18 protein-coding genes and 1 other RNA gene are annotated in these 22056 nt (G+C 62.5%); 7 read left to right on the top strand and 12 right to left on the bottom strand.

What is annotated here, in order from left to right; translation table 11 throughout:
* Positions 1–38: 38 nt before the first annotated feature.
* The 10 genes from PQR08_RS14535 to gyrA form a co-directional block, all read right to left on the bottom strand.
* Positions 39–332, bottom strand: coding sequence for a LapA family protein (locus tag PQR08_RS14535; RefSeq protein WP_035503208.1), 294 nt, complete (start codon positions 330–332; stop codon positions 39–41).
* A 293-nt stretch (positions 333–625) separates the two neighbouring features.
* Positions 626–955: an integration host factor subunit beta gene (locus PQR08_RS14530; RefSeq protein WP_008342376.1), complete on the bottom strand. Its 330-nt coding sequence runs from the start codon at positions 953–955 to the stop codon at positions 626–628.
* Between the two features lie 23 nt (positions 956–978).
* Entirely contained in the window at positions 979–2709 is a 1731-nt protein-coding gene (gene rpsA, locus PQR08_RS14525; protein WP_181291061.1) for a 30S ribosomal protein S1, read from the bottom strand.
* A gap of 118 nt (positions 2710–2827) precedes the next feature.
* Positions 2828–3508 (bottom strand): (d)CMP kinase, encoded by a 681-nt coding sequence (cmk, locus tag PQR08_RS14520; protein WP_250483919.1) that lies wholly within the window; start codon positions 3506–3508, stop codon positions 2828–2830.
* 75 nt (positions 3509–3583) lie between these two features.
* Positions 3584–4888 carry a 3-phosphoshikimate 1-carboxyvinyltransferase gene (gene aroA, locus PQR08_RS14515; RefSeq protein WP_408161618.1) on the bottom strand — a complete coding sequence of 435 codons (1305 nt, stop codon included), beginning with the start codon at positions 4886–4888 and terminating at the stop codon, positions 3584–3586.
* 21 nt (positions 4889–4909) lie between these two features.
* A complete protein-coding gene (locus PQR08_RS14510; protein ID WP_250483921.1) occupies positions 4910–5836 on the bottom strand; it encodes a prephenate dehydrogenase in 927 nt (308 codons plus the stop codon).
* Between the two features lie 77 nt (positions 5837–5913).
* Positions 5914–6996, bottom strand: a complete 1083-nt coding sequence (gene pheA, locus PQR08_RS14505; RefSeq protein ID WP_187605854.1) for a prephenate dehydratase — start codon at positions 6994–6996, stop codon at positions 5914–5916.
* A gap of 40 nt (positions 6997–7036) precedes the next feature.
* On the bottom strand, positions 7037–8119 hold the full coding sequence (gene serC, locus PQR08_RS14500) for a 3-phosphoserine/phosphohydroxythreonine transaminase (protein WP_250483922.1): 1083 nt from the start codon (positions 8117–8119) through the stop codon (positions 7037–7039).
* A 194-nt stretch (positions 8120–8313) separates the two neighbouring features.
* Positions 8314–8928, bottom strand: a complete 615-nt coding sequence (locus tag PQR08_RS14495) for a DUF2059 domain-containing protein (RefSeq protein ID WP_187606125.1) — start codon at positions 8926–8928, stop codon at positions 8314–8316.
* A 161-nt stretch (positions 8929–9089) separates the two neighbouring features.
* Positions 9090–11735, bottom strand: a complete 2646-nt coding sequence (gene gyrA / locus PQR08_RS14490; RefSeq protein ID WP_371880732.1) for a DNA gyrase subunit A — start codon at positions 11733–11735, stop codon at positions 9090–9092.
* Between the two features lie 695 nt (positions 11736–12430).
* On the opposite strand from gyrA, the gene ompA reads away from it, so the two are divergent.
* The 4 genes from ompA (at position 12431) to ssrA (ending at position 15191) form a co-directional block, all read left to right on the top strand.
* Complete coding sequence (ompA, locus tag PQR08_RS14485; RefSeq protein ID WP_035503193.1) at positions 12431–13093, top strand: outer membrane protein OmpA; 663 nt, start codon at positions 12431–12433, stop codon at positions 13091–13093.
* Positions 13094–13284: 191 nt separating this feature from the next.
* Positions 13285–13983 carry a bifunctional 2-polyprenyl-6-hydroxyphenol methylase/3-demethylubiquinol 3-O-methyltransferase UbiG gene (ubiG, locus tag PQR08_RS14480; RefSeq protein WP_187605857.1) on the top strand — a complete coding sequence of 233 codons (699 nt, stop codon included), beginning with the start codon at positions 13285–13287 and terminating at the stop codon, positions 13981–13983.
* A gap of 4 nt (positions 13984–13987) precedes the next feature.
* Positions 13988–14752: a phosphoglycolate phosphatase gene (gene gph, locus PQR08_RS14475; RefSeq protein WP_238212553.1), complete on the top strand. Its 765-nt coding sequence runs from the start codon at positions 13988–13990 to the stop codon at positions 14750–14752.
* Between the two features lie 81 nt (positions 14753–14833).
* Positions 14834–15191: a transfer-messenger RNA gene (ssrA, locus tag PQR08_RS14470) on the top strand.
* 274 nt (positions 15192–15465) lie between these two features.
* On the opposite strand, the gene PQR08_RS14465 is transcribed toward ssrA, so the two are convergent.
* Positions 15466–15735 (bottom strand): hypothetical protein, encoded by a 270-nt coding sequence (locus tag PQR08_RS14465; RefSeq protein ID WP_035503189.1) that lies wholly within the window; start codon positions 15733–15735, stop codon positions 15466–15468.
* Positions 15736–15878: 143 nt separating this feature from the next.
* Positions 15879–16949 carry a substrate-binding domain-containing protein gene (locus PQR08_RS14460; RefSeq protein WP_238288611.1) on the bottom strand — a complete coding sequence of 357 codons (1071 nt, stop codon included), beginning with the start codon at positions 16947–16949 and terminating at the stop codon, positions 15879–15881.
* 128 nt (positions 16950–17077) lie between these two features.
* On the opposite strand from PQR08_RS14460, the gene PQR08_RS14455 reads away from it, so the two are divergent.
* Genes PQR08_RS14455 through fdhF form a run of 3 tightly spaced genes read left to right on the top strand, consistent with a single transcriptional unit; the run spans position 17078 to position 22056 of the window.
* Positions 17078–17566 carry an NAD(P)H-dependent oxidoreductase subunit E gene (locus PQR08_RS14455; RefSeq protein ID WP_250483924.1) on the top strand — a complete coding sequence of 163 codons (489 nt, stop codon included), beginning with the start codon at positions 17078–17080 and terminating at the stop codon, positions 17564–17566.
* Positions 17563–19119: a formate dehydrogenase beta subunit gene (locus PQR08_RS14450; RefSeq protein ID WP_238212554.1), complete on the top strand. Its 1557-nt coding sequence runs from the start codon at positions 17563–17565 to the stop codon at positions 19117–19119. The genes PQR08_RS14455 and PQR08_RS14450 overlap by 4 nt, the downstream gene beginning before the upstream one ends.
* Positions 19120–19134: 15 nt before the next feature.
* Positions 19135–22056 carry a formate dehydrogenase subunit alpha gene (fdhF, locus tag PQR08_RS14445; RefSeq protein ID WP_250483925.1) on the top strand — a complete coding sequence of 974 codons (2922 nt, stop codon included), beginning with the start codon at positions 19135–19137 and terminating at the stop codon, positions 22054–22056.

Below are 22056 nucleotides of genomic sequence, written 5' to 3'. Positions count from 1 at the left end.
TTAGTCGTTGAATGTTAGGTGCCTGCTTTCGCGCCGCGTCAGATGAGCGGCGGCATCGGCGGTTCTTCCTTGACCACCGGCGTCTCGCGCGCGACGCGCAGTTCGCGCCTGAGGCGGCCGTTTTCCATGCGCAGACGCACCATCGCCGGCACCGCGGACACGAGTCCCGCCAGCAATCCGACGACGAAAAACGCGAGGCCGATCAGAATCAGCGGCGCTGTCCAGGCGTAGCCCGCGAGGAAGTTCAACGTCGCGGACTGAGTATTGGCGAGCGCCAGCACCAGCAACAACACGAATACCAGAACGCGGATCAGCCAGACGATGAATTTCATGTAGGGTCTCGCAAGAGCGGTTGCACCAGTCGACCCGCCTTTTTCGGCCGGGCCTGCGCGGTTGAACACCCAGGTCAAAGTGACCGGTATTGTAATTGATGCGTCCGGGTGCCGGCGGTCGCCGGTTCGCCGCTCGATTTTTTAGCAAACAATGAACCCGTCGCGTCACATCGTCGATGAATAAACGCCGCGCATAAAAAAAGCACCCCGAAGGGTGCTTTCCTGGTCGATTGCCTCGTGGCCGGACGCCGCGAACCGAAAATCCAGAAGGATCATCAGTCAGGATGCGCCGATCAGAGATCGTCCGCATCGTCGTCATTCGACGCCTTCAGAGGCTCGCCCGCGCGGCCGTCGACGCGTTCGCGCAATTCCTTGCCCGGCTTGAAGTGCGGCACGAATTTCTCCGGTACCAGCACCTTCTCACCCGACTTGGGATTGCGCCCGACGCGTGACGGACGACGATTGAGCCCGAAGCTGCCGAAGCCGCGGATCTCGATGCGGTGACCGTTGGCCAAAGCCTCCGACATCGCATCGAGCATCGTCTTCACCGCGAAATCCGCATCCTTGAGGACAAGTTGCGGAAATCGCGACGCCAACTGGGCGACCAATTCCGATTTGGTCATTCTGCAGCTGTGCCGTTAAGGGCTTAGCTGTTCTGGCCGTCGAGCTTGGCCTTGAGCAGCGCGCCGAGGTTGGTCGTGCCGGTCGCGGCGGCGTTCGAGTCGCCCTGCAGGCTGCGCATGGCTTCCTGCTGTTCGGCCGAATCCTTCGCCTTGATCGACAGGTTGATGCCACGCGACTTGCGATCGATGTTGATGATCATCGCGTTGACCTTGTCGCCTTCCTTCAGCACGTTGCGCGCATCTTCCACGCGGTCTTGCGCGATTTCCGAAGCACGCAGGTAGCCTTCGACTTCGCCGGACAGCGTAACGACAGCACCCTTCGGATCGACCGACTTCACGACGCCGTCGACGATTGCGCCCTTGTCGTTGATCGCGACAAAGTTGCTGAACGGATCGCCTTCGAGCTGCTTGATGCCGAGCGAAATGCGTTCCTTCTCGACGTCGATGCCCAGAACCACGGCTTCGACTTCGTCGCCCTTCTTGTACTTGCGGACGGCTTCTTCGCCGGTTTCCGACCACGACAGGTCCGACAGGTGAACCAGACCGTCGATGCCGCCAGGCAGACCGATGAACACGCCGAAGTCGGTGATCGACTTGATGGCGCCGCTGATCTTGTCGCCCTTCTTGAAGTTGCGGCTGAAGTCATCCCACGGATTCGGCTTGCACTGCTTCATGCCGAGCGAGATACGGCGGCGGTCTTCGTCGATTTCGAGAACCATGACTTCGACTTCGTCGCCCAGCTGAACAACCTTCGACGGCGCAACGTTCTTGTTGGTCCAGTCCATTTCCGACACGTGGACGAGGCCTTCGATGCCCGATTCCACTTCGACGAATGCGCCGTAGTCGGTGATGTTCGTGACCTTGCCGAACAGGCGCGTGCCCGACGGGTAACGGCGCGAGATGCCTTCCCACGGATCGTCGCCCAGTTGCTTGATGCCGAGCGAGACGCGGTTCTTTTCTTGGTCGAACTTGAGGATCTTGGCGGTGACTTCCTGGCCAACCGACAGCACTTCCGACGGGTGACGCACACGACGCCATGCGATGTCGGTGATGTGCAGCAGGCCGTCGATACCGCCGAGGTCCACGAACGCGCCGTAGTCGGTGATGTTCTTGACCACGCCTTCGACGATCGCGCCTTCCTTCAGCGTCTCGAGCAGCTTCGCGCGCTCTTCGCCTTGCGTGGCTTCGATCACCGCGCGGCGCGACAGCACCACGTTGTTACGCTTGCGGTCGAGCTTGATGACGCGGAATTCGAGCGTCTTGCCTTCGTACGGCGTCGTGTCCTTGACGGGACGCGTGTCGACGAGCGAACCCGGGAGGAACGCGCGGATGCCGTTGACCATGACGGTCATGCCGCCCTTGACCTTGCCCGTGATCGTGCCGGTCACGAGTTCGTTGTTGTCGAGTGCCTTTTCCAGCGACAGCCACGAAGCCAGACGCTTCGCCTTGTCGCGCGACAGGATGGTGTCGCCATAGCCGTTTTCCAGCGCGTCGATCGCGACGGAAACGAAGTCGCCCGCCTGCACTTCCACTTCACCCGCGTCGTTCAGGAACTCTTCGAGCGGAATATAGGCTTCGGACTTGAGACCAGCGTTGACGACCACGAAGTTGTGGTCGACACGCACGACTTCGGCGGAGATCACTTCGCCGGCGCGCATGTCCTGCTTGGTCAGCGACTCTTCGAACAGAGCCGCGAAAGATTCGGTATTCGGGGTGGAGGTTTGCAGGTCGGACATAAAAATCTGAATTTGCACAGCCTTTGCGCGGTGGTTCAGGATTGAACCGGTGAAGCGCAACGCCATACGGGGTTAACGGGTTTAACACACGCTCCGCTTTCGACGGAGCACCTTGCCTCTTCACTACACCAACTCGTTACACACGAATTGCGCTGTACCAGCCAATGATCTGTTCGACCGTTTGATCGATCGACAAACCGGAGGTGTCCAGCGTCTTCGCGTCCGCAGCGGGCTTGAGCGGCGCGGCGCTCCGGTTCATGTCCCGGTCGTCGCGTGCGCGCAAATCACGCAGCAAGTCATCCATATTAGCAGAAAAACCTTTTTGCATCAATTGCTTATGCCGTCGCGCCGCCCGTGCCTCGACGCTCGCCGTCAAAAATACCTTCAGCGTGGCGTCCGGGAAGATGACGGTGCCCATGTCGCGGCCGTCGGCGATGAGGCCGGGGCGCTTGCGAAACGCCCGCTGACGCGCGACCAGCGCCTGACGCACTTCGGGATAAACGGCAATCGCGGAAGCGCGGTTGCCGACCTCTTCCTGGCGGATTTCGCCCGAAACGTCGACGCCGTCGAGCTGCGCGCAGCCTTCGCGGAAGGTGATATGGAGCGCTTCGATCAGCTTTGCAAGGCCGGGCGCATCGTCCTTCGCCACCTCGTAGCGGATGCTCGCGAGCGCCGCGAGCCGGTAGAGCGCGCCGCTGTCGAGCAGGTGGAAGCCGAGCGTCGCCGCGACGATCGCCGCGACCGTGCCCTTGCCCGAAGCCGTCGGCCCGTCGATGGTGATCACTGGAGTAGGGTCGAAAGGACGGGTCGGTTTCATCGAGTCTGGCCGGTCTGGCCCGTTATTGCGGTCATTGAATTCGAAGTCATCGCGTTTCACGGTACAGCGCTCCGATTACGCTTTCACGAGCGTCGAGAAACGCTCGAAATAGTCCGGAAAAGTCTTGTTCACGCATTTCGGATCGTTGATGCGCACCGGCACGCCGCCGAGACTGACGAGCGAGAAGCACATCGCCATGCGGTGATCGTCGTAGGTATCGATCGCGGCGTTCGGCGTGAGCTTCGCCGGCGGGGTGACGACGAGAAAGTCCGCGCCCTCTTCCACGGTCGCGCCGACCTTGCGCAGTTCGGTCGCCATCGCGGCGATGCGGTCGGTTTCCTTCACGCGCCAGCTCGCGATATTGCGCAAGGTCGTCGTGCCGCTCGCGAACAGCGCGGCCACGGCGATGGTCATCGCGGCGTCGGGGATCAGATTGAAGTCCATGTCGATGGGCGCGAGCTTGCCGTCGTCCGACTCGACGCCGCGCACCTCGATCCAGTCCTCGCCCATCATCACGTTCGCGCCCATGCGATTGAGCGCGTCCGCGAAACCGACGTCGCCCTGAATGCTCGAACGCCCGACGCCTTCCACGCGCACCGGCCCGTGGCCGATCGCGCCCGCCGCGAGGAAATACGACGCGGACGACGCGTCGCCTTCGACCATGATCGCGCCCGGCGACTTGTAGCCCGCGCCGGCCGGAATCGTGAAACGCGACCAGCCCTCGCGCTCGACGGTCACGCCAAAGCGCTCCATCAAGCGGATCGTGATGTCGATGTACGGCTTCGACGTGAGCTCGCCTTCGATCTCGATCGCAACCGGACCGTTTCGATCAACGACGACCGGCAGGGTCATCAGAAGCGCGGTCAGAAACTGACTCGACACGTCGCCGCGCACGCGGACCGGCTTGTCGATCGCGATCTTCGCGGCGTGAATCCGCAGCGGCGGGAAGCCGTCGTTCAGTTCGTAATCGATCGCAGCGCCGATCTGACGCAGCCCGTCGACGAGATCGCCGATCGGCCGCTCGTGCATGCGCGGCACGCCATGCACGCGGTATTCGCCGCCGTTCACCGCGAGCGCCGCCGTCAGCGGCCGCACCGCCGTGCCCGCGTTGCCGAGAAACAGCTCCGCCAATTTCGACGGAAACGCGCCGCCCGTCCCGTCGACGATCACGCGCTCGCCATCCTCACGCACCGCGACGCCGAGCGTCTTGAGCGCGGCGAGCATGACGCGCGTGTCGTCGGAATCGAGCAGATTCGTGATGGACGTTTCCCCGCTCGCGAGCGCCGCGAGCAGCAGCACGCGGTTCGAAATGCTCTTCGAGCCGGGCAGGCGCACGGTGCCGGACGCGCGAGAGAAAGGTCCGAGATCGAGATGTTCCATAGTGGTTCCTTGGGTCACAGCTTATTTCGCGGCGATGTCGTTGGATGGCTTGATGCCGCCGCGTTCCTGCCACTCTTTGCGCGCCACGCGCGAGCGCGCGAACGCCGCTTCGAGCGCCGCGCCATCCGATGCGTCGATCGCCGCGCGAAACCGCGCGAGCACGGCCGTGTAGTCGTCGAGTTCGGCGAGCAGCGCGGCGCGATTCGCGAGACAGATATCGCGCCACATTTCCGGGCTCGAAGCCGCGATGCGAGTGAAATCGCGGAAGCCGCCCGCGGCGAACGAAAATTTCAGGTCGGCATCGGGCGTATCGAGGATCTGATCGACGAGCGCGAACGACAGCACGTGCGGCAGATGACTCACCGATGCAAACACGCGATCGTGCTGCGCCTCGCTCATCTCGCGCACGCACGCGCCGGTCGCGCGCCACATCGACGCGATGCGCTCGACATCGTCCGCTGCGTTGTCAGGCAACGGGCACAGTACGACATTGCGATCGACGTACAGATCGGGCAACGCGGCCTCGACGCCGCTCGACTCGCGCCCGGCGATCGGATGCCCCGGCACGAACTGCGCGATGCGCTCGCCCAGCGCGCGCCGCGCCGAAGCGACGACATCCGTCTTCGTGCTGCCTGCATCGGTGACGATGGTGCGCGCGTCGAGAAACGGCGCGATACGCGCGAGCAGCGGCTCGGTCTGCGCGACGGGCGCGGCGAGCAGCACCACGTCCGCGCCTTGAAGCGCGTTCGCGAGCGCGGTGTCGTCGCTGAGCGCGGCGGCTTCGTCGATCACGCCGAGTTCGAGCGCGCGTTCGACCGATGCAGCCGAACGCCCCACACCGACCACACGACCCGCGAGCCCCGCGCGTTCACGCAAGGCGCGCGCAAGCGAACCGCCGATCAGACCGACGCCGAAGATAACCAGTTTGTTGAATGAGAACGCAGCCACGGGACATCGATAAGAGCGCGTCGTCCGACGCAAGGTGAAACGAACCGCCGCGATTCATCGCAGCGGCGATGAGCCAATCAGCGCGCCCGCGGATACGAGCCGAGGATTTTCAGGAACGCGGACTTGCGCCCCAGCTCCTCCAGCGCGCCGGCCACGGCGGCATCGTCGCGATGGCCTTCGATGTCGATATAAAAGTAGTACTCCCACGCGCCGGAACGCGCCGGGCGTGATTCGAAGCGCGTCATCGAGACACCATGCTTGGCGAGCGGCTCCAGCAGCTTGTACATCGCGCCGGACTCGTTCTCCACCGTGACGATGAGCGACGTCTGATCGTGGCCGCTCGAATCCGTCGGCTGCTTGCCGATGATCACGAAACGCGTGCGATTATGCGGGTCGTCCTGGATCATCGAGAACACGACGCCAAGGCCGTAATGCGTCGCGGCGCGGTCGCCTGCGATGGCCGCGACCGTCGGATCATCGACCGCCATGCGCGCGGCTTCCGCGTTGCTCGACACCGCCTGCCGCTCCAGTTGCGGCGCGTTCGCGCTCAACCAGCGCTGACACTGCGCGAGCGCCTGCGGATGCGCGCATACGCGCTTCACGCCATCGAGCGTGCCGGACGCCGTCATCAAGTTGTGATGGATCGGCAGCGCCAACTCGCCGCCGATCAGAAGCGACGTCTGCAGCAGCAAATCCAGCGTGCGCGACACCGCGCCTTCCGCCGAATTCTCGACCGGCACGACGCCGTACTGCGCCGCGCCCGCTTCGACGGCGCGAAACACTTCGTCGATCGACGGACACGGCACGCCATGAATCGAATGCCCGAAGTATTCGAACATCGCCTGTTCGCTGTACGTGCCGACGGGCCCCAGAAACGCCGCGCTGATGGTCTGTTCGAGCGCGCGGCTCGCGGCCATGATCTCGCGCCAGATCGACGCGATGTGCTCATCGGCGAGCGGCCCGTCGCTCATTTCCTGCAGTCGCGCGATGACCTGCATCTCTCGCTCCGGGCGAAACACGGGCGCATTGAAATGCTTCTTCACTTCGCCGACTTCCAGCGCGACGGATGCGCGCTGATTCAACAGCGCGATGAGCTGCGCGTCGAGCACATCGATGCGCTCACGTAGCGGTTTGAGTCTTGAATTGAGATCGTCGTCCATGCGGTGCTTGAGCTTGTGCGGTTGAGTGAGCGTCGCGCCGTTAAGCGCTCGTGCGCTCGAATTCCTTCATGTAATCGACGAGAGCGTTGACTCCCTCGATCGGCACCGCGTTGTAGATCGATGCCCGCATGCCGCCGACGGACTTGTGGCCCTTCAGTTGCAACAGCCCGCGCGTCTTCGCGCCGGCCAGGAAATCGGTATTGCGCGATTCGTCGGCAAGGAAGAACGGCACGTTCATGCGCGAACGGTTCTGGCGCTCGACCTTGTTGACGTAGAAATCGCTGGAATCGATGGTGTCGTACAGCAGCTTCGCTTTTTCGACGTTGCGCGCCTCGATCGCTTCCAGGCCGCCCTGCTTCTTCAGCCACTTGAAAACGAGGCCCGCGATATAGATCGCGTAGGTCGGCGGCGTGTTGTACATCGAGTTGTTTTCCGCGACGATCTTCCACTCGAACGCGGACGGACAGATAGGCAGCGCGCGGTCGAGCAGATCTTCACGCACGATCACGACAGTGACGCCCGCCATGCCGATGTTCTTCTGCGCGCCGCCGAAGAGCACGCCGTACTTGGCGATGTCCATCGGGCGCGACAGGATGTGCGAGGACGCATCGGCGACGAGTGGAATGTCGCCCAGATCGGGAATCTCGAAGGCTTCGACGCCGTCGATGGTTTCGTTCGAGCACAGATGCACGTAAGCGGGATCGTCCGACAGCTTCCATTCGCTGAATGCCGGAACGCGCGTGAAACCTTCTTCGGTCTTGCCGTTGGCCGCGAGATGCGGCGTGCCGTATTTCTGCGCTTCCTTGAACGATTTCGTCGACCACGAACCGGTCACGACGAAGTCGGCGGTCTGCCTGTTGCCGAGCAGGTTCATCGGCACGATCGCGTTTTCGCCGATGCCGCCGCCCTGCAGAAACAGGATCCGATGCGACGCGGGCACCTTAAGCAAATCGCGCAGGTCGGTGAGCGCGGCCTCGTGGATCGACATGAATTCCGTACCGCGGTGGCTCATTTCCATCACGCTCATGCCACTGCCTTGCCAGTCGAGCATTTCATCGGCGGCTTGCCTCAGAACTTCTTCTGGCATGGCGGCGGGGCCGGCGGAGAAATTGAACACGCGCATCTGGAGATCCCGGAAATACGATTTGCAGACGCGGATGAACGGCGAATCAAACGAAGGCCGCGTTCTCACGTCCAAAAAGAAATGGCTGTTTGCGCGTCTTGCGCAAACAGCCATTATCGCACTGTCCTGAAAACCCGCCAATGCAAGGGACGGCAAGCGCCGTCCTGCGGATTCCGTTCAGACCGACGCCGCGCTTACTTGGCGCTCGGCTTGACGCTTGCCACTTCCTGATCGGCTTGCGTGCGCGTTGCCTTGATGGCTTGCGGCATGTACTTCTGCATCAGGCCGTTCACGACGTCGCGGCCAACCTGGTCCTGAACCTGGATGAACTTGCGGCCGGTCGGGCTCTTGTAGAAGTTGGTCAGATCCTTGATCTCGTCGGTCGAGTAGTACTTCGCGTACGCGTCGTACTGAGCCTGCATCGCGTCCTTGCGGAATGCGTCGGTTGCGAAGACCTGGCCAGCGGAATCGACCAGCTTCGGCACTGCATTCTTTTGCAGCGACGGAACAGCGGCTTGCTTCTGCTTGTCGTTCAGCGTCTTGTTCTCGGACAGCGCGTCCGAGAGGATCGCCGGCACGAGTTGCTTCGATTGCATCTGTGCGCTGTTACCGATCGCGCCGACCAGCTTCTGCGCATCGATCGCGTCGAGCAGGTCCTTGATCGCGGCTTGCTTGGCCGGATCAACCGGTGCTGCTGCGGCCGCCGGTGCGGCCGACTGTGCGGGCGCCTGGTTCTGAAGCGACTGAGCCATCGCGATAGTCGGCACGAAAGCGGCCAGCAACATCCACTGCTTGAAACGTCCTTGCATCATTACTCCCTGTAAAAAATATCCAGTTCAGCACTGGCGACGAGCTTTTGCCCGTTTTCCGACGCCGGCCTCGCCTGACGTCGATAACGAACTCACGTCGCGCAGCTTAACTAATCCGAGCTTTCAAAAGCGATAACGAGAGACCCGCGACACAAAAAATATCAGGCGCTTTCTCCGCCTTCATCATTTTCCGCGTCTCCGGGCTTGGCGGCAGAGTCGTCCGAACCGGCGTCTGCCTCGAGTTCGGCCTCGGCTTCCGCCTCGGCGATATGCTGCAGTCCCGACAACTTCGTTCCCTCGTCAAGGCTGATGAGTGTAACACCTTGAGTTGCACGGCCCATTTCGCGGATTTCGGAAACACGCGTGCGGATAAGCACGCCCGAAGTCGTGATCAGCATGATCTCGCTCTCCGGCTCGACGAGCGTCGCGGCGACGACCCGGCCGTTGCGCTCCGATGTCTGGATCGCGATCATGCCCTTCGTGCCGCGGCCGTGACGCGTGTACTCGTTGATCGGCGTGCGCTTGCCGTAGCCGTTCTCGGTAGCCGTAAGCACCGACTGATTCTCGCCGCCCGCGACCAGCATCGCGATGACCTGCTGCCCGTCTTCCAGTTGCATGCCCCGCACGCCGCGTGCCTCCCGGCCCATCGCGCGGACGTCGTTCTCGTCGAAACGTACGGCCTTGCCCGCGTCCGAGAACAGCATCACGTCATGCTCGCCATCGGTGATCGCCGCGCCGATGAGGTAGTCGCCGTCATCCAGACCGACCGCGATGATGCCCTTTTTCATCGGACGGCTGAATGCTTCGAGCGGCGTCTTCTTGACGGTGCCGAGCGCGGTCGTCATGAACACGTACTTGTCCGCCGAGAATTCCTTGATCGGCAGCACGACGTTAATCTTCTCACCGTCTTGCAGCGGGAACATGTTGACGATCGGACGGCCGCGCGAATTGCGCGAGCCCTGCGGCACTTCGTACACCTTGATCCAGTACACGCGGCCGCGGTTCGAGAAGCACAGCATGTGATCGTGCGTGTTCGCGATGAAGAGCGTGTCGATCCAGTCGTCTTCCTTCATCTGCGTCGCCTGCTTGCCGCGCCCGCCGCGCTTCTGCGCGCGGTATTCGGAAAGCGGCTGCGACTTCACGTAGCCCGAGTGCGACATGGTCACGACCATGTCCGTCGGCGTGATCAGGTCTTCGGTGTTGAGCTCCGTCGCGTTCATTTCGATGCGCGAGCGGCGGTCGTCGCCGAATTCGGCGCGGATCTGACCCAGCTCATCGACGATGATCTGGCGGATACGCTCAGGCCGCGCGAGGATGTCGAGCAGATCGGCGATCTGCGCCATCACTTCGCGATATTCGCCGACGATCTTGTCCTGTTCGAGCCCCGTCAGGCGCTGCAGGCGCATCTGCAGAATTTCCTGCGCCTGGACGTCCGACAATTTATACAGGCCGTCTTCCTGGAGACCGTATGCCGGATTCAACCCTTCCGGACGATAGGCGACGCGGCCGCCCGAAGCCTCGGTCTCGGTGCGCGTGAGCATTTCGCGCACGAGCGACGAGTCCCACGGACGCGCCATCAACTCCTGTTTCGCGATCGGCGGCGTCGGCGCGGCCTTGATGATCGCGATGAAATCGTCGATGTTCGCGAGCGCGACGGCGAGACCTTCGAGCACGTGCCCGCGATCGCGCGCCTTGCGCAGTTCGTATACAGTGCGCCGCGTCAGCACTTCCCGTCGATGCGACAGGAAGCACTCGATCATTTCCTTCAGATTCAGCAGCTTGGGCTGGCCGTCGACGAGCGCGACCATGTTCATGCCGAAGGTGTCCTGAAGCTGTGTCTGCTTGTACAGATTGTTCAGGATGACTTCCGGCACTTCCCCGCGCTTCAGTTCGATCACGACGCGCATGCCGCTCTTGTCGGACTCGTCGCGGATGTCGGAAATGCCTTCCAGCTTCTTCTCGTTGACGAGTTCGGCGATGCGCTCGAGCAGCGTGCGCTTGTTCACCTGATACGGAATCTCGTCGACGATGATCGCCTGACGCTGACCGCGATCGATCTCTTCGAAGTGCGTGGCCGCGCGCATCACGACGCGGCCGCGCCCGGTGCGGTAACCGTCGCGCACGCCCGCGACGCCGTAGATGATGCCGGCCGTCGGGAAGTCCGGCGCCGGCACGATCTCGATCAGCTCGTCGACGGTGGCCTCGGGCGTGTTCAGCAGATGCAGACAGGCGTCGACGATTTCGCGCAGGTTGTGCGGCGGAATGTTCGTCGCCATGCCGACCGCGATACCGGCCGAACCATTGATCAGCAGATTGGGAATGCGCGCCGGGAGAACGAGCGGCTCGCTTTCGCTGCCGTCGTAGTTCGGACCGAAGTCGACGGTTTCCTTGTCGATGTCGGCCAGCAGCTCGTGGCCGATCTTCGCCATGCGGATTTCGGTGTAACGCATCGCCGCGGCGTTGTCGCCGTCGACCGAACCGAAGTTGCCCTGGCCGTCCACCAGCATGTAGCGCAGCGAGAACGGCTGCGCCATGCGAACGATCGTCTCGTAGACGGACGCGTCGCCGTGAGGATGGTATTTACCGATGACATCGCCGACGATACGCGCCGATTTCTTGTACGCGCGATTCCAGTCGTTGTTCAGCTCGTGCATCGAGTAGAGCGCCCGACGATGCACCGGCTTCAAGCCATCGCGGACATCGGGAAGCGCGCGCCCGACGATCACGCTCATCGCGTAATCGAGATACGAGCGGCGCATTTCCTCCTCAAGGGAGATTGGCAGAGTCTCTTTGGCGAATTGATCCATTATCCGTGTCTTGAACTTTGCAGCGGCGACACGGCAGCGCGCGCGGTGATTTCGCGGGCTCGCCCGCCGGCCGCGCGACATGTGCCGGCGTGGCGCGTAGCCGACGTACGCTGCGCGCCGCATATGCAGCGCATGCCTTTTTATGCGTGCGAACGCAGCGCATCAGGAGATTCTACCATGCGCGACATTTGTGCCCGGACGCACGCTGTATACATACAGTGTGTGTCGAGCGCGAAAACCGGAATGCGCAGCGAGAATTCGCAATGTGCAATGCTGTACCAATTACTTACAAAAACCGGGGAACGCATTCCGTCAATTCGACATCTGGCCGGGCTATCATGCCGCCTCGTCGTTTTGCCAGACGCAAAAACACCGACGATAAAAACTCGCAGGAAATGGCTCTCGGGCACGCAATGTGCGCACGTTTCGCGCCTTCTTCAGCCTTGACCGTCTCCTGTCCCTTTCTTGTTGCGCATGCACCACATAAGGTTGCGGGCGTACAGCGTGCGGGGATATTTTTATCGTTGCAAGGGAACGATATGGCAAAATGCCAACGCACAAACTTAGACATTGCTCGAAGTCTATACAGCGCGTTTTGTTCCGTAGGGAATGTTATACTTCGAGCAATGTATGACTTGTCTTCGTCTACAGGCTCGCAGTAAACCTGCGGTAATCTCAATTTCGAGAGGAGAAATATGAATAAACTTTCAAAGCTCGCGTTCATTGCAGCTACCGCAGTTATGGCTGCATCGGCCTCGGCACAGTCGGTGCCGGCCTCGCGACAAGCTGTGAACGACAACTGGGTGAACGGCACGGGCGAGTATGTGTGGATGAACGGCACGAACGAACTGTGCTGGCGCGACGCATTTTGGACCCCGGCTACGGCAAACGCAAAGTGCGATGGCGCGCTGGTCGCGCAAGCACCGACGCCGCCGGCACCGGTCGCTCCGCCGCCCCCGGTCATCCAGAGCCAGAAGGTCACCTATCAGGCTGACGCTCTGTTCGACTTCGACAAGGCAGTCCTGAAGCCGGCTGGTAAGGAAAAGCTTGACGATCTGGCATCGAAGATCGGCGCGCTGAACCTCGAAGTCGTGGTTGCAACGGGTTACACCGACCGCATCGGTTCGGACAAGTACAACGATCGTCTGTCGCTGCGCCGTGCGCAAGCTGTGAAGGCTTACCTGGTCAGCAAGGGCATCGAAGCCAACCGTATCTACACGGAAGGCAAGGGCAAGCGCGACCCGGTCACGGGCAACAGCTGCCAGCAGAAGAATCGCAAGCAACTCATCGCCTGCCTCGCGCCGGATCGTCGCGTGCAGATCGAAGTTGTCGGCACGACGCGTCAGCCGCAACAGTAATCGCGAGTTGGATTGCCGCAGATCAAACCCCCGCCTCGGCGGGGGTTTTTTTATGCCTGACGCCTTTTGGGCATTCGCTTAATGAGCCGCCGATTAGGGTAGGCTTCATCTATTCCGCTTTTTGCCCGCCTATTGCGGCGCCTATATACTCGGTCCTAATCGATTCACGACTCAAAAAGGCACTTCCGAACATGACCAATGTCGATCCCCACGAACTACAGAAATTCAGCGAGCTCGCGCATCGCTGGTGGGACCCGAACGCCGAGTTCAAGCCGCTGCATGAGCTGAACCCGGTACGGCTCGACTGGATCGATGCGCACGCGCATCTGATGAACAAGCGTGTTCTCGATATCGGCTGCGGCGGCGGGATTCTGTCCGAGTCGATGGCCACGCGCGGCGCGAACGTGAAAGGCATCGATTTATCGTCGAGCGCGCTTGGCGTCGCTGATCTGCATAGCCTCGAAAGCGGTGTGGAAGTCGCGTACGAAGAGATCTCGGCTGAAGCACTCGCCGCGCGCGAGCCCGGTTCGTATGACGTCGTGACCTGTATGGAGATGCTCGAACATGTGCCGAATCCCGCAGGGACCGTCGCCGCGTGCGCCGCACTGGTGAAGCCGGGCGGCTGGGTGTTTTTCTCCACGCTGAATCGCAACGCGAAGGCGTATCTGTTTGCCGTGATCGGCGCGGAATACATCGCGCGCATGCTGCCGCGAGGCACGCACGATTACGCGCGCTTCATCAAGCCGTCCGAATTGGCCACGTTCGCCCGCGCGGCTTCGCTTTTGACGGTCGACATCAAAGGCATCACGTATCGGCCGATCTCCAAGCATTTCGGCCTGTCAAACGACACGAGCATCAACTACATGATGGCTTGCCGCCGCGAAGCCTGACGCCATGATCAACGACGATCCCTTGTCCACGGGCACCATCGATACCAAGCCCCTGCCTGAAGAAACGACTCCCCTGCCTCAGCGCCTGACCGAGGGCGATGGTCTCGGGTTGTGCCAGGCCGTGCTGTTCGATCTCGACGGCACCATCGCCGACACCGCGCCCGATCTCGTCGCCGCGGTGAACAAGATGCGGCACGACCGCGGCCTCGAGATGCGGCCGCTCGAAACGCTGCGGCCCTATGCATCGGCGGGCGCGCGCGGACTGCTCGGCGGCGCGTTCGAGATCGGGCCGGAGCACCACGACTTCGCCGCGATGCGCGACGAATTTCTCGCGAACTACGAGGCCGATCTGTGCATCGAGACGACGCTGTTTCCGGGCATCGCGGAGATACTCGATCAACTGGACGCGCGCGGCGTGCGATGGGGCATCGTCACGAACAAGGCGACACGGTTCGCCGCGCCGCTCGTCGGCTTGCTGGGACTGGATACGCGCGCCGGCTGCCTCGTCTGCGGCGACACCACGCCGCATTCGAAGCCGCACCCCGCGCCGCTCCTGCATGCGGCGGAATTGCTGGATGTCGCGCCGGAGCGCATCGTCTATGTCGGCGATGATCTGCGCGACGTGCAGGCCGGGTTCGCCGCGGGCATGATCACCGTGGCGGCCGCCTATGGCTATTGCGGCGACGACATTCCGCCACGTCGCTGGCACGCCAATCACGTGGTCGATTCGACGGAAGAACTTCAGCACTTGTTGCGCGACATCGCTTGAGTGGCGAGGCGAAACAGGCGGCTTGAAAACCGCGCCGTTCGCCTCACATCGTGTTTCGTGGGATAATCCCTATTCCGTTTCGGGGGCGACCTGGTTTCGACAGGGGTTGTGAAGCGGTCAGGGCATACCGAGGACCCGTCACCTCGTTAATCAATGGGAAAATCGTAACTGCAAACGACGATACGTTCGCACTGGCAGCCTAAGGGCCGCCGTCCTCTCACTAATTCGCTGACGGGTTAGGGTAGCAATGCCACGAGAGGTCATATACGTCAGATAAGCCTTTGCGGCGTCACGACGCCAAGGTCGAAAAATTAGTGAATCGCCGTAACGCAGCGTGTTCGTCCGCGTCGTTATGGTTAAATCAAAAGACAGAACTAAGTATGTAGAACTGTTCGTAGAGCGCTTCTGGACGCGGGTTCGATTCCCGCCGCCTCCACCAGAACACCCGCTAAAAACCCGCGATTGCGCAAGCATCGCGGGTTTTTCTTTGCCGGCGAAAGGACGAAAAAAACCCCGCGCGAGGCGGGGCAAACATCCTTGAGAGACGTAGCTCGGACAGAGACGACCTTCGCTACGCCCGAGAGAATAAGCGGCGACAGGTATCGGCCGAATCGGAGCGGTCCTAATACCGTTGCCTTGTGTCAGTTAACAACCGTTTCGACGCGTGCGCCTTCGGCAGCGGCCAAAGACGCCCCGCAGCAGCGTGAGAACACTCAGTTCGTCCCATCCTTCGGACACTTCAGATTGCAGCCGTTGGGATCGCCGTCGTCGCCGCGACGACGCATCGCCGACTTACCCTTCTGATACTTATCCGACGGCGCCGACGCCGCGAACTGCATCTGCGGATGCGCATTGAAGCGGAATTCGTCTTGCAGGACCCCGCCCGGCATGCCCGGGGAATTCTGCGCAAAGGCGACTGGAACCAGATACGCCGCGCCAGCGATGAGCGCGGCGGAGGAACAAGCAAGCAACGAGAGTTTCATGGCGGTATATCGCGCGGAGAATCGCGCTCAGAGCAGTAAAGTCGACAGCAAGCCGTTAGGTTAACCCAATTCGCCGCCGGCGGCAGTTTTATGCCCGCCCCGCTCTCTTACCGCGCGTTTCCGGTGCGCCTCACGCGCTTACTTCACCCGCGCAAGCCTTCGTCGACATCGACGAGCGAGCCGCAATGCGCCGGATCATAACCTTCCAGATGAGCGACGCTGTCCGTGAACCCCGGGCTGCGCAAGATGCGCAACACGGAGGCAAGCCGCGCCTCGTCGAGCCGCGCGCGTTCGCAAGCGAAGAAATAGTCCTCGTCGATGATCGGTATGAAATCGAGTGCGAAATGCTGCGCCGCCGGTTGCACGCCGAAGCCGAGATCGGCCATGCCGCTGGCGACGAACGCGGCGATCGCCGAATGCGTCAGTTCGGTCGTCGCGTAGCCATTGATCTGGTCCGGATCGACGCCCACGCGACGCAACGACAAATCGAGCAGCATGCGCGTACCCGATCCCGGCTGGCGATTGACGAAGCGCACGTCGCTGCGCGCGAGATCGCGCAAACCGGAGATGCCCTTCGGATTGCCCTTGGGCAGAAAAAGGCCTTGCGTGCGGCGCGTGAGCCGTATCAGCTGATGCTTGTTTCGGTCCAGATATGGCCGATAGATCTCCGCGCACGTCGAGCGGAATTCACCGATCGGCAGATGGAACCCCGCCAGTTCGCATTCGCCGCGTGCGAGCGCGCTGACCGCTTCGGCGCTCTCCCGATACTTGATATCGACCGGCACGCGCTGATCGCCGAGCGCGCGCACGAGCGTCGCGACCGCATAACCATGCGACGCGTGAATCCGCACCTGCGTGATGCCGCCCGCGAGACGCCGGTTCAACTCAACGGCGACGTCGTTCGCCACCGCCTGCAGCGGCGCTTCGAGCCGCTCGCCGCAAACCCGTTGCGCACGCAGAACCGACTCGCCCAGTTCGGAAAGCACCGAGCCGCGCCCGCGCGATTTCGTGATGAGCGCGCCGCCAAGCCGCGCTTCGATTTCGCGCAACAAACCCCACGCATGCCGATAGGACAAACCCTTAGCGCTCGCGGCATTCGCGATGCTGCCCGTCTGTGCGACGAGTTGTAAAAGCGGGACAACCGCGCTGAGACTGGTTTCCCGGCCATCGGCGTCCCGCAGGACCAGTTCGGCCCGGCATTCGACGTCCACCATATGCACTCCCCCATCCTATTGCCAAGATATATCACGACGCCTATTGTTCTTATACAGGCTCGGCACCCGTAATTATATCGACGTAAATATGTACCGACAAAACATATGCCGAGTGTTGGAGGAGCCCCATGACACATCCGCAGCTTTCCGCCGCTGCATCCGCTGAACTCGTCCGTCGCCACGCGGTACAAGACGCGACGTTGATGACCATTCTTCACGCCATCCAGAACGAAGTCGGCTACGTGCCCGAGACGGCCATCGCGCCGCTCGCGCAGGCGCTATCGCTGTCGCGCGCAGAAGTCCACGGTGTGATCACCTACTACCATCACTTCCGTTCCGCCCCGCCCGCCCGCGTGACCGTGCAGCTTTGCCGCGCGGAAGCGTGCCGCAGCATGGGCACGGAAGCGTTGAAGGACCACATCGAAGGACACACGGGTTGCCGCTTCGACAGCGGTCATGCCGAAGACACCGAGCTCGAATCCGTGTTCTGCCTCGGTCAATGCGCGCTGTCTCCGTCGATGATGATCAACGGTGAATTGCACGCGCGCGTGACGCCGGCGAAGTTCGACCGCCTGTACGCCGCGGCGCAAACGAAGGTCGCGGAGGTGACGGCATGACGCGCATTTACGTTCCCATCGATTCCGCCGCGCTCGCGCTGGGCGCGCAAGGTGTCGCTGAAGCCATCGCGAGCGAAGCGGAGAAGCGCGGCATCGACGTGCAACTGGTGCGCAACGGTTCGCGCGGGCTTTTCTATCTCGAACCGCTCGTCGAAGTCGAGACGGCGGATGGGCGCATCGGCTATTCGAACGTCGAAGCCGACGATGTCGCCGCGCTCTTCGATGCCGGCTTTCACGAGGGCAAGGCGCACGAGAAGAACGTCGGCGTCGTCGACGAGATTCCTTACCTCAAGAACCAGCAGCGCCTGACGTTCGCGCGCATCGGCATCACGGACCCGCTGTCCATCGACGATTACACCGCGCTCGGCGGCCTCGAAGGATTGCGCCAGGTGCTCGACATGAACGGCGACGCCGTCTGCCAGGCGCTGCTCGATTCCGGCCTGCGCGGACGCGGCGGCGCGGCGTTTCCCGCGGGCATCAAGTGGAAGACGGTGCGCGGCGCGTATGCGGATCAAAAGTACATCGTCTGCAATGCAGACGAAGGCGACTCCGGCACGTTCTCCGACCGTCTCGTCATGGAAAGCGATCCGTACATGCTGATCGAAGGCATGATCATCGCGGGCGTGGCGGTGGGCGCGACCAAGGGCTACATCTACGTGCGCAGCGAGTATCCGCATTCGATCGCGACGCTCAATCGCGCGATCGACAAGGCGCGCGATGCGGGCTGGCTCGGCGCGAGCGTGCTCGGCACGTCGCACGCGTTCGAGTTGTATGTCGCGAAAGGCGCGGGCGCGTATGTGTGCGGCGAGGAAACCGCGCTGCTCGAATCGCTCGAAGGCAAGCGCGGCATCGTGCGCGCGAAGCCGCCGGTGCCGGCGCTCACCGGCCTGTACGGGAAGCCGACGGTCATCAACAACGTCATCACGCTCGCGACCGTGCCGATCATCTTCGCGAAGGGCGCGGCCTTCTATCGCGACTTCGGCATGGGCCGCTCGCGCGGCACGCTGCCTTTCCAGATCGCGGGCAATGTGAAGCAAGGCGGGCTCGTCGAACTGGCGTTCGGCGTGACGCTGCGCGAACTGCTCTACACCTACGGCGACGGCACCGCGAGCGGCCGTCCGGCGCGCGCGGTGCAAGTGGGCGGGCCGCTCGGCACGTATCTGCCGGAAAGCCAGTGGGACATTCCGCTCGACTACGAGGAATATGCGAAGGTCGGCGCGGTGGTCGGGCACGGCGGACTCGTGGTTCACGACGACACCTCGAACCTCGCCGAACTCGCGCAATACGCGATGCACTTCTGCGCGCTCGAATCGTGCGGCAAGTGCACGCCATGCCGCATCGGCTCGACGCGCGGCGAGGAAGTCATCGCGAAGATTCGTGAAGGCGATACGTCGGTGAAGCAGATCACGCTTCTGCGCGAGTTGTGCGACACGATGGTGTCGGGCTCGCTCTGCGCGATGGGCGGCATGACGCCGTTCCCGGTGATGTCCGCGCTCGATCACTTCCCCGAGGACTTCGGGCTGCCCCGCACGCCTGCACAGAAAGCGGCATAGAACAAGGAGACGACAATGTCCAACACCATCAACGGCTGCGGTTCCGGCAACTGCGCGTGCAAGAGCGCGGCGTCGGTGCAGCGCCGCGATCCGCTCGATGAAACCGACTACGGCACGCCGCTGCGTCACGCCGATATCGACGTGACGCTGGAAATCGACGGCGAATCCGTCACGGTGCCCGCGGGCACGTCGGTGATGCGCGCCGCGATCGAAGCCGGCGTCAACGTGCCGAAACTCTGCGCGACGGATTCTCTGGAGCCGTGGGGCTCGTGCCGTCTGTGCCTCGTCGAGATCGAAGGGAAGCGCGGCTATCCGGCCTCGTGCACGACGCCTGTCGAAGCGGGCATGAAAGTGCGCACGCAAACCGACAAGCTTCAATCGCTGCGCCGCAACGTGATGGAGCTTTATATCTCCGATCACCCGCTCGATTGCCTCACCTGCCCCGCCAATGGCGATTGCGAATTGCAGGACATGGCGGGCGTCGTCGGCTTGCGTGAAGTGCGCTACGGCTACGAAGGCGCGAACCATCTGAAAGACAAGAAGGACGAGTCGAATCCGTACTTCACCTACGATCCGTCGAAGTGCATCGTCTGCAATCGATGCGTGCGCGCCTGCGAGGAAACGCAGGGCACGTTCGCGCTGACCATCGCCGGACGCGGCTTCGAATCGCGCGTCGCGGCGAGCGAGAACGTGCCGTTCATGGAATCGGAATGCGTTTCGTGCGGCGCATGCGTCGCCGCGTGCCCGACCGCGACGCTGCAGGAAAAGACCGTCATCATACTCGGCCAGGCCGAACACTCGGCCATCACGACGTGCGCGTATTGCGGCGTCGGCTGTTCGCTGAAGGCGGAAATGAAGGGCAACACCGTCGTGCGCATGACGCCGAACAAGAACGGCCAGGCGAACGAAGGCCACGCGTGCGTGAAGGGCCGCTTCGCATGGGGTTACGCGACGCACAAGGATCGCATCAAGAAGCCGATGATCCGCGCGAAGATCACCGACCCGTGGCGCGAAGTGTCGTGGGACGAAGCGCTCACCTATGCGGCAAGCGAATTCCGCCGCATCCAGGACAAGTACGGCCGCGATTCGATCGGGGGCATCACGTCTTCGCGCTGCACGAACGAAGAGACCTACCTCGTGCAGAAGCTCGTGCGCGCGGCGTTCGGCAACAACAATGTCGATACCTGCGCGCGTGTCTGCCACTCGCCGACGGGTTACGGCCTCAAGGCGACGCTCGGCGAATCGGCGGGCACGCAGACGTTCGCATCGGTCGAACAGTCGGACGTGATCATCGTGATGGGCGCGAATCCGACCGACGGCCACCCGGTCTTCGGCTCGCGCCTGAAGCGCCGCGTGCGTGAAGGCGCGAAGCTGATCGTGATCGATCCGCGCCGCATCGATATCGTCGATACGCCGCACGTGAAGGCGCAGTATCACCTGCAACTGCGGCCGGGCACGAACGTCGCGATGGTCAACTCGCTCGCGCACGTGATCGTCACGGAAGGCTTGCTGAAGGAAGATTTCATCGCCGAACGCTGCGAAGAGCGCGCGTTCGGGCAGTGGCGCGATTTCGTCGCGAAGGAAGAGAACTCGCCCGAAGCGATGGAAGCCGTCACCGGCGTGCCCGCACAACAGGTCCGCGAAGCCGCGCGCGTCTACGCGCTGGGCGGCAACGGCGCGATCTATTACGGCCTCGGCGTGACCGAGCACGCGCAAGGTTCGACCACCGTGATGGGCATCGCGAACCTCGCGATGGCCACGGGCAACGTCGGTCGCGAAGGCGTCGGCGTGAATCCGCTGCGCGGCCAGAACAACGTGCAGGGCTCGTGCGACATGGGCTCGTTCCCGCACGAACTGCCGGGCTATCGGCATATCGGCGACGCGGCAACGCGCGCGCTCTTCGAGGAAGCGTGGGACGTGCAGCTTCAGCCGGAGCCGGGTCTGCGCATCCCGAATATGTTCGATGCCGCGATGCACGGCACGTTCATGGGCCTTTACTGCCAGGGCGAGGACATCGTCCAGTCGGACCCGAACACGCAGCACGTGGCGGATGCGTTGTCGTCGATGGAATGTATCGTCGTGCAGGACATCTTCCTGAACGAAACGGCGAAGTACGCGCACGTTCTCTTGCCCGGCTCGACCTTCCTCGAAAAAGACGGCACCTTCACCAACGCCGAGCGCCGCATCTCGCGCGTGCGCAAGGTGATGCCGCCGCTGCCGGGCCTCTCCGACTGGGAAGTGACGATCAAGCTCTCGCGCGCGCTCGGCTATGAGATGAACTACGCGAACCCCTCTGAAATCATGGACGAGATCGCGCGTCTCACGCCGACCTTCCACGGCGTCTCGTACGATCGCCTGGACGAGCTCGGCAGCATTCAGTGGCCGTGCAACGAGAAAGCGCCGGACGGCACGCCGACGATGCACATCGACGAATTCGTGCGCGGCAAGGGACGCTTCGTCATCACGAAGTTCATCGCGACGCCGGAGAAGGTCACGCGCAAGTATCCGCTGCTGCTCACGACCGGGCGCATCCTGTCGCAGTACAACGTCGGCGCGCAGACGCGGCGCACCGAAAACTCGCAATGGCACGACGAGGACCGCCTGGAGATTCATCCGGTCGATGCGGAAGATCGCGGCATCAAGCAGGACGACTGGGTCGGCATCGAGTCGCGCGCCGGGCAGACGGTGTTGCGCGCGAAGATTTCCGAGCGCATGCAGCCGGGCGTCGTCTATACGACGTTCCACTTCCCCGAATCGGGCGCGAACGTCATCACGACGGACTCTTCCGACTGGGCGACCAACTGTCCGGAGTACAAGGTGACGGCGGTGCAGGTGATGCCGGTGGAACAGCCGTCGCAATGGCAGAAGGAGTACTCGCGCTTCAACACGCAGCAGCTCGAGTTGCTCAATCTCGCCACGACCACTTCAGGAAAATAA

It is taken from the genome of Caballeronia jiangsuensis (assembly GCF_046030135.1).
Classification (GTDB): Bacteria; Pseudomonadota; Gammaproteobacteria; order Burkholderiales; family Burkholderiaceae; genus Caballeronia; species Caballeronia jiangsuensis.
Note: the sequence above shows the minus strand (reverse complement) of the source record. Positions and strands in the feature narration are given on the sequence as shown.